This window comes from Chitinophaga deserti (assembly GCF_003149455.1).
Taxonomy (GTDB): domain Bacteria; phylum Bacteroidota; class Bacteroidia; order Chitinophagales; family Chitinophagaceae; genus Chitinophaga; species Chitinophaga deserti.
On record NZ_QFFK01000003.1, the window covers coordinates 24812 to 39661 of the forward strand.

Annotated in this window: 8 protein-coding genes; 1 reads left to right on the top strand and 7 read right to left on the bottom strand. The window is 51.1% G+C overall.

All coding sequences use genetic code 11. The features are described from left to right. Window positions 1–76: 76 nt before the first annotated feature. The 5 genes from DEV76_RS07435 to DEV76_RS07455 form a co-directional block, all read right to left on the bottom strand. Window positions 77–1855 (bottom strand): RagB/SusD family nutrient uptake outer membrane protein, encoded by a 1779-nt coding sequence (locus DEV76_RS07435; RefSeq protein WP_109696761.1) that lies wholly within the window; start codon window positions 1853–1855, stop codon window positions 77–79. A 17-nt stretch (window positions 1856–1872) separates the two neighbouring features. Next, window positions 1873–4944, bottom strand: coding sequence for a SusC/RagA family TonB-linked outer membrane protein (locus tag DEV76_RS07440; RefSeq protein WP_109696763.1), 3072 nt, complete (start codon window positions 4942–4944; stop codon window positions 1873–1875). 115 nt (window positions 4945–5059) lie between these two features. After that, window positions 5060–7633, bottom strand: coding sequence for a GH116 family glycosyl hydrolase (locus DEV76_RS07445; RefSeq protein WP_109696765.1), 2574 nt, complete (start codon window positions 7631–7633; stop codon window positions 5060–5062). 393 nt (window positions 7634–8026) lie between these two features. Beyond that, entirely contained in the window at window positions 8027–8434 is a 408-nt protein-coding gene (locus tag DEV76_RS07450; RefSeq protein ID WP_157962765.1) for a DinB family protein, read from the bottom strand. Between the two features lie 70 nt (window positions 8435–8504). Then, window positions 8505–9335, bottom strand: a complete 831-nt coding sequence (locus tag DEV76_RS07455) for an AraC family transcriptional regulator (protein WP_109696768.1) — start codon at window positions 9333–9335, stop codon at window positions 8505–8507. A gap of 127 nt (window positions 9336–9462) precedes the next feature. Here DEV76_RS07455 and DEV76_RS07460 point away from each other — a divergent pair, with 127 nt between their 5' ends. Further along, entirely contained in the window at window positions 9463–9732 is a 270-nt protein-coding gene (locus tag DEV76_RS07460; protein ID WP_109696770.1) for a hypothetical protein, read from the top strand. Between the two features lie 12 nt (window positions 9733–9744). On the opposite strand, the gene DEV76_RS07465 is transcribed toward DEV76_RS07460, so the two are convergent. Further along, the gene (locus tag DEV76_RS07465) at window positions 9745–10122 is read right to left on the bottom strand and encodes a YidH family protein (protein WP_109696772.1); all 378 of its coding nucleotides are present in this window, start codon (window positions 10120–10122) and stop codon (window positions 9745–9747) included. Between the two features lie 71 nt (window positions 10123–10193). Continuing rightward, a complete protein-coding gene (locus DEV76_RS07470; protein WP_109696774.1) occupies window positions 10194–14798 on the bottom strand; it encodes a caspase family protein in 4605 nt (1534 codons plus the stop codon). Window positions 14799–14850: the final 52 nt, after the last annotated feature.

Sequence of the window (14850 nt, forward strand, 5' to 3'; positions counted from 1 at the left end):
GTCAAAGGTGATGTATACATGCCTTTATATTATTTTATACCAGTGTATGGAAGTCCACACCCCAGACTTCAGTTTACTACCACCCCGGATTTTGTACGAGGTTGCCGTTTTTGTTGATCTCTTCCTGCTGGATGGGCCATAGATAGTGCTTGGGAGCAATAAACACCCGCTTTTCGATGACCTTGCGCTGGTAGAAGTTATCATCGTTCAGGGCATTACCCGCCCCGATGTTCATGCCATGGATCTCTTTACTGTCTAACCCGGCAGCTATTTTCCAGCGGCGGGTATCGAAGTAACGGTGGGTTTCAAAAGCCAGTTCTATCCTTCTTTCATGCCATATCTTTTCCCGCATCTGCTCTTTGGTTAATCCGGCAGGCAGGGGGCCCAATCCCGACCGGTCGCGTACGGCATTCACGTATTTGTATACATCGGCTACTGCCCCATCGGCTTCATTGAGTGCTTCCGCATAATCGAGGTACAGGCCGCCGAGGCGGTAGAAGATGAATGTGTTAAGGGAAAAACGGTTCTGGAAGATGTCGGACGTGGGATTCACCATCTTCTTCATCAGGTATCCGGTAATGCAATAATCGGACCCTGCACGGCGGCGCCCGTCCAGTCCTTCGAACCAGAACTGGATTCCACGCCCTTTCCATACAGCACCGTTGAAGTTGATACTGGCATAAAAACGTGGCTCACGGTTTACATACATATTCCGTACGCCCGCCTGATAATAATCCAGCGGATGCTTTGCCGCTGCATAGCCCGCTTCCTGGTAACCGGAAGCTGCATTAATAACCGGGGAACCATCCGGCTGGTAACCCGTAATGGGGCGCAAACCGTTGGCCATTTCATAATCATCTATCAGCTCCTGCGTTGGACAAAAGATCGAGAACCCGCCATAGCTAATGGGATTACTGCAGCGTTCGAAGTGCGAATGTTCCCCCGCATTACGGGCCAGCAATACTTCCGGATTATGCCTTTCCAGGAACACTTCCTGGTAATTGCGCACCGGGTCATTATTGGCTGCGCGATAGAGATGGTAACCGTTCGCTTCTGCACCGTCTATACATTCCTTTGCTGCTACTGCCGCACGGCGCCAGCGTTCTGCATCAAAGTCAGGGAAAAGGCGGGTGCCTTCATTATCGCGGAGGTTGCTGTAATCGGGGTTGCCATTCCAGAGCGGACTGGCCATATACAGCAATGCCTGTGCCTTCAGCGCCATAGCGGCGGGCTTTGTTATGCGTCCCAGCCTGTCGGCGCCCACCTTCCATTCCAGCAAAGCCGCAGCCTTATCACATTCCTGTGCAATGAAATCCACCACTTCATTCACCGGCCGGCGGCGGATTTTGGTATAGTCCTCATTGAGCGTATAAGCATGATCCGCGATGGGAATGGCGCCATAAATGCGTGCCAGCATGAAATGATAAAATGCCCGCAGGAAAGTGGCTTCCCCTTTCCACCAGCGGCGCTCCGTTTCATCCATGGGTACCTGGTCAACATTGTCCAGGAAGATGTTGGTTTTACGGATGCCTTCGAACATAAAGCCCCAGATATCGGGGAAGTAATCGTTAGCACTCCATGCGCCGGAGTTCAGCAAATGGGAATAGGCGCCGAGGAAAGTGATCTCCATTTCATCGCTGGCACCGGTGAAGGGATTGCGCTGATCCCAGTCGGCCGCACCCAGCATCACGGGCATGTTATGATAGGCGGAAGACAGGAAGGATTCCGCATACTTCCTTTCCGAGAATACTTTGCGGATATCGAGGTCTTCGTCGGGCGCTTTCCGAAGATATGTTTTGGTGCATGATGTGATGCAAAGGAGCAGTATGGCGAATGTTACAAGTAACTTGTTCATCAGTTGGGATTGAAAGGTTAAAAGGATAACTGCATGCCGAAGTTGATGCTCCGCTGCAAAGGATAGCCGCCGGTACCGTAATCGGATTCGGGGTCGATGACTTTGATCTTATCCCAGGTAATAAGGTTATACCCGTTAATGAAGAGCCGCGTCTTTTCCAGTCCGTATTTCTTCAATGCCTGTACCGTAAAGTTGTAGGCTATTTCTGCACTTTTCAGGCGCACATAAGCAGCATCCTGCAGGAACAATGTGGAGGTGCGGTTGTTATTGGGATTTTGCAGCGGGGAAGCACGCGGGTACTTTGCATTGGTATTTCCCGGCGTCCAGCGGTTATCGTAATACTCGCGCATCACATTGTAAGTGCCCAGCCCCATCTGGAATGCGTACATCGACGGGCCGTCCACAAATAAACTGGTACGCGCCACGCCGGTGAAGAAAACACTCAGTTCAAAGCCTTTGTAGCCCACACTGCCTCCTGCGCCATACACTATCTGCGGCGTGCGCGGATAGCCGATGGCTACGCGGTCGTAGTCATCCACCTTCCCGTCTTCATTCACATCTTTATACTTGATATCTCCCGGCTTCACCTGGTCCATAAAGTTCTGCTGCGGGCTTTTATCGATATCCTCCTGATCGCGGAAGAAGCCGAGCGCCACCAGTCCCATGGGCTGATCTATAGGCAGGCCCACCATGGATTGATACGCATATTTGGGAATAGGATCATCGTTCTGCGTACAGGTACTTTTCGCATAAGTGAAAGTGCCGCGGAAATTGTAGTAAAGCCCTTTCGAAGTGGTGCGTTTCACTTCCAGCATCAGGTCTATCCCTTCGTTCTTCGCTTTACCCAGGTTAGCATAGGGCAGCGTCCAGGGGTAGTAACCGGTAACGCGGGGGATAACACCCCGCTGGATGAGGATACCATCGCGGTGTTCCATAAATGCATCGGCCTGGAGGGTTACCACGCCGTTGAATAATTCCAGGTCGAATCCTGCATTGGCTTTGGTCGCTACTTCCCAGGTTACATCGTCGTTCCCGATCTGCGCTTCTTCGAAGCCCTGGTAGAAGCGCTGGTTATCGCCGAAGAAGTAGGATTGTCCTGCGCGGTTAATGGTGGTGAGGAAGAGATAACGCCTGCCACCGATCTGATCGTTACCTACCTGTCCGTATGAACCTCTCAGTTTAAGCTGGGTGATGGCAGGCACGTTCCAGAACTTTTCGTTGCTCACGATCCAACCCGCGGATACGGAGGGGAAGAAGCCGTATTGTTGTCCTTCCGGGAAGTTTTCCGATCCATTGTATCCTGCGTTGGCTTCAAACAGGTAACGTTCCGCGAAGTTATAGGTAACGCGGCCTGCGAGGCCCTGGCGGCGGTAGGGAAGATTACTGAGTGTACTGCCGGCCGTGAGGTTGATGTATTCGCGGCGGTTGCCCAGCACCATGCCCGTTACAGTATGCTGTCCGAAAGAGCGGTTGTAATTAACGGCCAGCTCTGTATAATAAGCACGGTTGGCGCCATTGTGTACTTCATAGCGCATGGGCTGCTCTTCGCGGATAGGTGGTGAAGAATACCGGTCGTTCCCATTCTGGTCTTTCCCCAGATACTGCTTGATGGCATATGGCTTAATACGGTCGGTAGATGCGGAATACCAATGGTCGTAAGAAAAGAGGCCCCTTACAGAAAGACCTTTCGTAACGGCATTGGATAAATCCCACCGTCCGCCGAAGGTACCCTGCAGCGTATTGAGATCCTGCCGGGTGTAGCCTGCCTGCGTTACAAGGCCCCAGGGATTGTTTTGCAGATAGGAAGTAGATGCACCGGATACAGAACCATCCGGATTTACTTTCGGGAAATTGATGGGCGAAGTTACTTTGAGCGCGTTGAAGATTGCCGGAGCAGAAGTACCGGGGTAGTTGCCCTGCTGGATCACACCGCCAACGCCCAGCTCCAGGCTGATGGAGCGGGACACATTGATGTCTACATTAGAGCGGAAGTTATATCGCTTCATCTGTGCATTGGTACGGTAGGGGTTGGCGGGGTCCTGTTTGTAAATGCCGTTCAGGAGCGTGTAGCCCACGTTGGTGTAGTACTTGATGATCTCGTTACCGCCAGATACGCTGAGGTTGCTGATGCTCTGGAAAGTGCGTTCTTTCAGCACCGCGTCTGACCAGTTGACATCCGGGTAAAGGTATGGGTCAGACTGGTCGCGGAACTTCTGCAGTTCGGCGTCCGTATATCTGACCGGGAGACCGTTGTTAGCAAGGGCTTCGTTGATGAGCCCGGCATATTCCGGTCCGTTGATATAATCCGGCAGCCGCATGGCCTGGAGAGTGGCGTTCTCCGTACGGAAAACTACTTTGGGCCTGCCGGTAACACCGCGTTTGGTGGTGATGAGGATCACGCCATTGGCGCCTCTAACGCCATAAACCGCGGTGGCGGAAGCATCTTTGAGGATAGAGAAACTTTCGATCTCCTGCGTGTTGATGTTATTGATATCGCGCTCCACGCCATCCACGAGTATCAGGGGGCTGCGGTTAGCCCAGGTGCCGAAGCCGCGGATGAAGATGGCAGCCCCATCATATCCCGGCTCACCGGAGCTTTGCCGGGTAATGATGCCCGGCATGCTGCCTGCCAGTGCATTGGATAAGGAAGGCGTGGCAATACGCTGGAGATTATTGACGGGCACACTGCTGATGGCGCCTGTAACCGTCATTTTCTTCTGCTTTCCGAAACCCACTACCACTACATCTCCCAGTGTACTGGTTTGTTGCACCAGCACCACGTCTATCTGCGATCTGCCACCTGCGGGAATCATCTGCGTTTCAAAACCCAGACTGGAGAATACGATCACTGCATTAGCAGCGGGCGCTTTGATGGTGTATGACCCATCGCCATTGGTGGTGGTGCCTATGGTGGTGCCCTGTATCACGACACTCACTTCCGCAAGGGGTTTACCCGCGGAGGTAACCGTTCCGGAGACCGTTTGCTGTGCCACTGCCGAGAGTATAGACAGCAATGCCACCAGGAAAGCGATCCCTGTTTTAAGCGCGGGATGTTTCCGTAAGGGCAATAAAAGCCTGCAACTTTTCATAACATGAAAATTTGGTTAAAGGTGGAAATAGGATTACTTAATCGTTTAAGCAAACAGGGCACAGGTTGCCTGTTCTCACTTGGCTGATATTTTAATTGTGCATAAAAAGTAATTATCAGGCGAGGGGCAGTTGCTTCGCTCCTACCATTACCTGCTTAACAGGAATCTCGCCATGAACAACTTTCAGGGAAGGACGGCCATTCTTCAGGTGTACGGTACCAAAGCCTTTCGCGGTGGAAATAAAACTGGTGAAATCACCCACTTTCGAATCAATATACAGTATCTGATCTACAGCATCATAGCGTACGCCGGTAAGGCCCTGTAACAGCCCGTAGCTGGACATGGCCCTGGCGTACCAGTGCCCGCATTCATATTCGTTAAAAGGATTGCGCACCGAGCCATCATAGCGCTTACGGCAGGCGCGAACGATATCCAGCCCTTTCTCCACCTCACCCATTAGCATCAGGTGTGAAGCCACCTGGTATTCGATGCCGGTCCACACTTCGTTACTGTACACAAACGGCAGCGAAAGCATACCGCCTTTAGGCCATGAGCAAAGCAGGAGCCCTCCATCACCTCCGAGGGCGTATGTAGGCCGCTGTGGATTAGCGTGTGCGCTGAGGTCGTGCTTTAGGTTATAACGGTGAACCGCCAGCAGGTGGCTCTTTGTACGGGTTTCGTTTACCGGCTCTTCCATACCACACACCCGCGCTATCCAGGAGCCCAGCACACCGTCAGACAGGCAGCCGGTGCCATACTGGTATTTCGGTCCCTCCTTTTGGAGGAGTGCCCGCGCTTCTTCTGAGTAATGGGTGTGGAAAGATTGCGCTTTTACAGGATCAGGTGCGCTCAGGTCCGTCCAGCGGATCTGCTGGATGAAATACTCACCGTTGAAAAGATCCTGTTCCATATAGGCCTTTCCTTTTGTGAGCAGCGTGGCGTATTCAGAAACATTTTCGTTGAGTGCTTTTCCCATGAGGCCCATTGCCTGCAGGGCACCCAGGTAGAAGCTGGTACACATACCGGTAGGACCCCAGAACTCGATGTCGTAGGTATTGTGATGTGGCTCTTCGATAACGCCTTTGCGGCGTGGGTCCCAGGTACGGATGCAGTAATCCATGCTTGCCTTTACGGCAGGGAACATTTTCTTCAGCCAGGTAGTGTCGCCGCTGATGCGCCACTCGCGGTATACTTTCATGATACCACCCAATTGTCCGTCTGCAGCAGCATGAAAGTTATGTACGAGCGGAGAAATGGGTATGTTAGCCCGGAAGCCCTGGTGGCCTTCGGTGTTCTGGTTTTCATTGAACTCGGTTTCGCGCAGGCTGCGTTCCAACGCAGGAAAGAGATGAGGCACTGCCTGCGCATAGTTCCATACATGTGTACAGGAACCATGGCAACTGCCCCAGTTGTCGCCGCAGCCTTCCCATGTCCAGAAGCGGCCGTCGTATTGCCGCAGTACCGTAGCCGATTTGAGGATGGTAAGATTCGCGGCTACCGCTTCCACTACTTCGGGAGGGAGCGTACTTTGGTAAAAAGCATCGGTGAACAAACGGGTTTTGCGCTGCAGGGAATCATATTCCTTCTTCCAGTATTCCGCAACACCTTCCACGCTCTGAAACTTACTGCTGTACCATGGTTTGTGGAATTTGTGCTGGCCGGGTTTATCGCCAGCGGGAGGGTCGCCAATGCGGAGGCGGGAATCAGGCACATACCAGCACATCATGAGGCGGATGGTGCGCTGCTCTCCCGGACCAAGTGTGAAGGGAACGAAAAGCGAAGCTCCCGGAGCATCTTTATCCACAGCGGGATGCTCCCGTACTTCCCCATCGCGGATGGTGTTCCATACCATGGTAAGCGGATCGAACCAGCCGCCACGAAACCAGCAAAGATCGGAGGCGGTATTGTCCTGATCGGTATAGATAACGAAGTGCCCTTCCTTTTCGGGGTTCTCGGTAGTGGCGGACTGTGAAAGAATAAATCCGTTCTTATATGCACGCACGGAATTACCGGTATCTCCCTGCCGCATGAAGTTGCGGGCGTTGTAAGAGAATACAAACGATTCGCTGCTTTTGCCGGTATTGGTAAAGCGGTATTCGAGTGCGCCTGTGGGAAGACTGGCCGTATCTTCTTCTCCCGGAACGAAGGGGCTCCATCCGCGGATACGTACAGCAACGGGTACGGCAGGGTCTTTCAAATCGATATCTGCAAACGGGAAGCGTGGAGAGAATACTGCGGAGTGAAAACGGGGAAGCCCCCATGTAGCGCCACCGGTGCCACCAAGACCGGCATCGCGCTGCCCGAATTTCTTCCATTCAGGAATGTTCTGTTCCAGCACTCTGGCGGCCTGTGGTTTGCCTTTAACAGCAATAGCGGCAAACATGGCAGGTTCAAAAAACATTTCCGGATTATGGCGGATAGACATGTGAGAGATAGCTCCTGTGCCTTCGAGGCAGAACATACCTGCCCCTATGCCACCAATGGGAAATGCTACGCGGTTTATGTATTTACCGCTGTACGGTGTGTTGAATTTTCTGGCAGAGGGCTCAGCAGGCTGGCCTGTTTCCGCATGTGAGGTTGCGGATCCTGTGATGCCTGCAGCAAGTGAAACAGCGGGTGCAGTGGCAGCGCCGAGCGTACCCAGCGTAAAGTTTTTGAGGAAATTGCGACGGTTGTTTGATGCCTTCATGGTTCGTGGATTGAGTGGATATAGCTGGCAAATCATCCCCTACCCCTTCTGTTGAAAAGGCCTGTTCTTCATAACGCTTAATCGTTTAAGCAAAAGGGTATAAAAAAAGGAGCTGAACGCTTCTGTGATTCAAATTAGGAAAAAATTCCCACGTTCCAAATATTTTTTGAAAATCGATGTGGCGGCGGGGAAATAGTTGTTCAGGAAAATGGAGTATCACAACTACACTATTATCCTGATCGCAAGCGGTGCTGAAAATGCTGCTGTGTGCAACTCAGTAAAGATGCTGGATCTGTAAAACAATCACCGGAATCATCAGGGTGTTGGGCATAATTAGCAAAGCCGCTTATGTGCGGCTTTGCATCAAACAAAAAAAACCAAATCACCGGCCGGCTAGTAATTATACGCCGGCGGGGTGATGCCCTTGCACCGCAGGTACACAGTTGCCTGTCCACGGTGGTGCGTAATATGATCCATCGTAGCGAAGAAGCCTTCCATAGCAGGGCTCCCCTCTTTCAGCTGCGTTACGCTCTTCTCCAGATCCGCAAATGCTTTTTCCAGGTAATCCGTTACGGCCTGCTTTCCGGCAGTTACGGCCGGTGGCTCCCATTCTGATGATTGCTGACGGATGTAGTTTTCTTCCCACCAGTAAATCCCGTAACCGATGTGATGGAGTAATTCGTTGAATGTCCATACTTCATCAACGGGTTTAAATCCGTATCCGCTTTCCGGCATAGCCGCCGCTACCTGCAGGGTATATTCCCGGGCATTTTCCAGTGTTTTGTTTACATGCGCTTTCATATCTCTGTGTTTTGATATGGCAAAGCTACCGGCAGGCACGGCTTCACATTTAAGGAAAATTGCGCTTTTCTCAGCGCATGGCGGAAGGAGATTTACCATATGCCTTTCTGAAAGCTGCAGAGAAATGCTCCAGACTGTTAAAGCCTGTCGCAAAAGCTATTTCGGTTACCGGTATGGAAGAATGCGCTATCTGCCACTCCGCTTCCCGCAACCGCACGTCCAGCAGGTAACGGTAAGGCGTGGTGCCGGTCATTTGCCGGAACATACGGTTGAAATGGAACGGGCTCATGTGGCTCATGCCTGCCAGTCCGGTTAGTGAGAGATCCTGGTCGTAATGGGTACTGATATGGGCCTTCACCCCTTCTATCAGGGGCAGATAATGCCTTTTACTGCGGTCACTGAGTGGGGCGGGCAACATACCCTCACCGGTCAGTAATGCCTGCATCAATGCGGCTATAAGCTGCTCCGCTTCCAGCTGCGCATAACGCGGGCGATGGAATAAATGTATGATGCGGTGATGCAGGTATTCCGTTTCGGGGGAGGCTTTAATGAGGATGGAATGCAGATCCGGGTTATGGAAGAACCAGTTGAAGGCTCCGGCCATACCCTGCAGTTCTTCGGTCTGGGCAGCGGAGAAGGAAAAGATGGTGCATTCATCGGGCAGGTCGTGCACATGGCCCACGGTATGCTCATAACCGGGCTTGCAAATGAGAAACAGCCCGCTGTAAGCATCGAGCTCGTTACGGAACACGTTGAACCTGAAATTCCCTGTCCGGATATAGGCGATGGAGAAATGATCCTGGTGCTCTTTCCCCGACACCCCACAATCGCGGCAACGGCAGCGGAAATCACGGACCGCAGCCACAGGAGAATCGAATAACAGCCGGATATCAGCTTCCATAAGCACAAAAGGTATTGTTTGAAACAAAGCTATGAACGGGGAGTGACAACCTTATGTCAGCATCCCGGGGAAACCAGTTGCAAAAACGGCATAAACCGCCTATTTTAGAACAAACGGAAACCCTTACATGCCACGCAACCATTTCGATATTCGATTTACCTACCCCCTGGAAGGTTACCCTTCCACCCTTTTACTTACCGCTACCGTTACCTGGAACAACACAGACCACTGCTATTCTCTGGAAGACATCCGGCTGCCCGGAGGCAGCAATATGCCCGTTATGCCTCCCGTATCCCTGCGGAAATCGGCCGGTAAGTGGGTGCACCCAGACAGTGAGAGCGCCTCACTGCTGAGTGAAAACGCCGGTGCCGCCATAGATGCTGCGGAAGCCTGTTAGTACTACAGGGCCTCAGGTACTTTCCACCAGGTATACAATAAGCAGCACGCTCACCAGGAAGATGAAGCCGGTTAGCGCTGTAAGCAACCCGGAAGAATGTGCGTATTTCCCTTCGTTGAGCTGTTTTTCAATATTCCGGTACCGGAACCAGGAGAAAATGACGGTAACCGCTCCTACCGCTACCAGTGTAATACCTGTTAAGGCGGACAACCCGGTGGAACGTAGCTCCATTTCCTTCCCCAGCATCAGCGACAGCTGTTTCACAAACAGGGAGAATTTCACGACCACGAACCCGAATGCCATAATACCGATGCTCGTTCGCACCCAGGCGAGGAAGGTGCGTTCATTGGCCAGATGGTCGGCAGGCCCGCCGGGTTTCTTAGGTTCCATAGATGTCAGTAATTGGATCAGTAAGGATGTTAAGAAATGAAGATACGAAATGTGGTGGTGGTGCTCAGCGCTTATTCATTAAGGGAAAACACGTAGTTCCACCAGGACTCGAGGCGTTTGGGGGTCCATTTCCTGCTGATACTTTCCGGTAATGGGGGCAGGATGGGTTTACGCAGCAGTTCCCGTATCCTGTCTGGGAAGGAGTACACTTTCAATTCATGATAATCCAGGTAGAAGATTTGTCCGTGCGGTTTGTCATATACCATTTCACCCAGGGTTCCATACATATCACGCTGCCAACGAATGGCACCATCCTTACGATCTAAAATATACCATGAATCACTGCCATAATTCCACCTGCTCCCGGTCACCACGATCTCATCATCCACAAACGTAACCATGTCTACATGCAAACCGTTTAGATCTGCCTGCCATTTGAATCCGTCTGCCAGGTTCCCATACTGCAGAGCACCGTTTTCTTCAAAGAGGTAGTATCCGCTACCGCTTTTTTCAGCATAATAAACGCTGGGGGAATATGGAAACATTTGTTTAATCGCCAATGCATGTGTTGCCCGATCAAAAGTATACATGCAACTATCATGAGCGATCAGTACCCGGTCATCCAAAAACTGGCAGGCACGGAACCCATAAAAATTAAGTGGCAATAATACTTTTTTACGGGTCTTTACATCCAGGTAGATCATTTTGTTATAAGTCAATTCCACAATTGCCTGCTGATGTTGCGGGCTGTAATATACCTGCCTTACATTTTCTTCAAAATTAACCTTCCAGTTACCACCGGCTAAATGCTGGAACACCAGTGTGCTGTCTTTACGGGTATCCTTTCGGTATACATCGTTTCCAAATACCTCATTGATTCCGGAAGCATCCAGCCAATGATGGTCTGCCAGGGAAAAACCGGCGGTGGGTATACTATCGCTGTATACAAATAAAGCATCCCCGACTGCACGTATTTCCGGCAGGGTTTTATTGCCCTTCCATATGAAACTATTTAAGTTCCTGTCAATAGAAAAATCCGATATAAAATGAATGAATCTTTGATCAGGAGACAATGCGGCTAAAGTATCGCCTTCAACATTCGCAAAAACCGGTTTTAAAAGGTTGGGAGGCATCTCTTTAAACACCTCACTTTCCAGGGATAATACCTGCCTGCCATCTTTATTGGAAAGCATCAGATATTTCCCCGAACGGGAAGGTTGCAGTAGTAATTTAGGATCTCTTCCATCTTCCGGGCGCAGGCTACCGGGAATAATAAATCGTTTCACCTCCCTTGACCTGAAATCGGCCACATAGAGTGTGTAATTTTGAACCAGGTAGAGTGTTTGCCCATCTTCACTAATCGCATCTGCCCTCGCTATTCCGTTAAACAGACTGAATTTCCATACCGCGGTATCACCCGGCTTCACACTTCTCCAGTAACAATTACCATCAGGATCGATAATATAAGCGGTACTGCAATTACCTGAAACCCTGGGTGGTTTATTGGAGTTGTACCATAACACCCTGCGATCTTTTTCGGGCCAGCTAAATTTGCCGACCAATCCTAACGAGTCGGTATCTTTTCCCCACTTTATGAATGCGGGGTTATAAAATACCCGCAGTTCATTATGAATACGGCGGCGGTGCCCGTCTTCAGAAAATAAAAACTGACCCGGGCTCAACCTGTCAAAATACATACTATCATTGAGTACCAAATCAAACCCTGCAATCAGTAATTCATTTTTCTCCGGCACATACTTCACCTGCTCAATCAGTGCTTCATTATCATTCTCTGCCTGCAGCATCTCATGCGTAACCATGTCAAATATCACACCTTTTCCAGGACGCCATACTCTGATCCTATAGGTAAGTTTTAAAGCTTCCTGACTAATTTTCTCTTTGAATATCACATCATCTGCAGCACCATTAAAATCCGTTGTAAAGAAATTCTCTTCTTCCATCATAGTGGCTAACATTTGTCCTGATTCACTGTAAACACTCGTCTGATAGGAATTTCCACGTATGAAGTATTTCCCGCTAAAAGATGGTACTGTCCAGCCTTTACTGAGTATCCGCCGGATAACGCTCCCTTCCCTGTTCAGTATTTCGGCAAATCCATTCTCATACGTCACGAGATAGCCATTGGCTAATACGTACACACTATCCACTTTCTCTTCCATGGAAAGTATACGATGAGACAGATACAATTCCTTCACTCCATCATTCCAGGCAGCTTCAAGCATGCTATCCGTTTCTGCTGACGGGAATACGCCGGAAGCCCATTCCAGCATACGTGCCGTTACCGCAGGCGGATGCAATACACTTTCCGCTCTTATCTTTTCGGTGAACACCTTCAATGCTGCCTGATAGGATTTATAGGAACCAAACAGCCCAACAATTGACAATGCCAGAATAGCTAACCCTGCTACCGCATACCTTACCTTTCTGTTACGGAGCATCTGTTTCCTGCGATCCGCGATCTTATTAAAAAAAGCCAGCTCCTGCTTATTGAGCATCGGCTTCAGCTGCGCTTCCATCTCCCACAGATCATGCCTCGCGGCCCAGGTACCCAGTAACTGATTCTGCTTAGCGGCCGGCATACTTTCCCATCCCGCAGCGGCTTCCGCCAGGTTGTGATGCAACCGTACAACACTCTTTACTTCCTGCCCATCCTGCTTCTCCGATAACCAGCCCTGCATACGTTCCCACTTCGGGAAGAACCTGCCGTGCGCTGGCAGAAGGAAATATTCGTCGCCCTTTAATTCTTCTGTTATCACACCCGCCCGTAAGAGCTCCTGGCTTATTCTCCAGATGCGCAGTGAAGTAGCAGCGTCTGTATATTGCAGTTCATCCGGCCCTTCCCGGAGCCAGCCGGAAACATTGACTTTGTTGGATATTATCTTTCCACCACTGAACTGCACCATACGGAAGCAGAGCAGCTGAAAAGCTTTCCTGTCGGCCTCATCTTGTGCATACAAAGCGTAGATACTTTCTGCCTGCCCTGCCAGCACACCCGTTACCGTCCCGAAGTTATCATACGACGATTCGGATAAGCTGTCGTGCGACATGGCCCTGTCTTTATACAAGCGGTACATGGTTTGCGACAAAAGTGAAATGGCGCCCGGTTCATCCAGCAGATCCTGCACGAGACGGTTAATGAAATTCTCCCCGCCCTGATCGTCTGCCTCGTCGGAAGCGAAGGGCAGCATCTGCTGCACGGCAGGCCTTTCGATTATACCCATGATTTCATCGGCGGAAGGTGGAGTTACTTCGAACCAGGAGATCTTATCCTTCCAGCCGCGGTACATTTCCGCACCGGATGCCAATAGCTTCCTCAGCTTCCTTTCCTGCATGGGGCGTAAGATCAGGATGATCTGGTGCATGTCTGACAGCTTACTGACCGCCTCGGTCATCATCCTGCTTTCCTGCGCACCAATGGAGTCAGACAACCATTCGTCGAACGGATCGATGAGCAGGTATTGCGTTTCCCTGCTTTCATATACCTCTTTCAGCACTTCCCGGAACCCTTCGTGCAGGGAGCTGCCAGCGCCGATCGTATGTACTTTGGTAAGGGAAGTATCTTTCCGCCAGTAACGTGCCAGCAGACCTGCTTTTGCGAGTGAAGTTTTACCGCAGCGGGCGGGCCCGTATATCACGGTGATACCTCCGCCCTTTTCCGGAATGTCGAACCCGCTTCCCCGTATGGCCCGTAACATTACTTCCCGGCCATAGAACACCGCACTATCTGCAAACCCGTATTCTGCAGTACCCTTGTATGGATTGAACTCACTGCGCCTGTGCAGTCCCAGTGGCACTTTGGGATTGAGGAACACGAACTCTCCTTTATCGTGCTTACCAAACGGCAGCAACAGGGGTATCTGCCTGTTTTCCAGCTTGCGCCTGCCGGCATGCTGCATCCTGAAAATACGGTCGCGGATATAAAGGTGCAGTTCTGATACGGATATGAGCCCGTCACATTGATCCTGCCCAAACCGCAGATCTGCCGCACCGGTTTCCAGTGCGTCAATAAGAATCCCGGCAAACGGGGAGTTCCTGCCCTTATTCTCCCGGGTACCAATTGTATCCAGCGACTCTTCGAAGGTGGAAGAAGTGAGGATCTGCCGGGCGCAGGATTGACTGAACTGGCTGAAGAGTTCCACCGAAATGGATTTAGGCACCATCCCGCTGATACCCCTGGTATTACTGGCCCAGCGGATTGCCCCCGCAAAGCAACAATCCAGTACCAGTAACAAATGCCTGCAGGATAAATGCTCCAGTCCGCTCATGATTTCATCCATGGAAACATACCCGGCGCCTTTCTTCATACCGGCATCGGCAGCCAGGATAAAACCCTTCGGCCGTTCGTCCCATTCTTCTGCAATACCATGGCAGGCGAAGTATACCAGTACCCGGTCGTTAGGCCCGCAGCGGATGTTCTGCAGGTAGGTACGGATATCATTGGCGGTGGGGTCTTTTAAGGGATTGGGCATGACACGGCCGGTATCCTCATCTACCACCTCCGGACAGAGAAACCCGTGGGCACTTTCCAGTACCGACTTCAGATCGTCGATATCATTAAAGGGTGTTTGCAACGGCGACAGTCCGCCGGTATAATTCTCTACTCCGATCAGGAACGCCTTACTGGCGGGAAAAGCTTTATTGAACAGCTCCGGCATTTTGGGGTTGATTTGAGATGAACGGGTTGATTACGTTCAATTAGGCCATTCA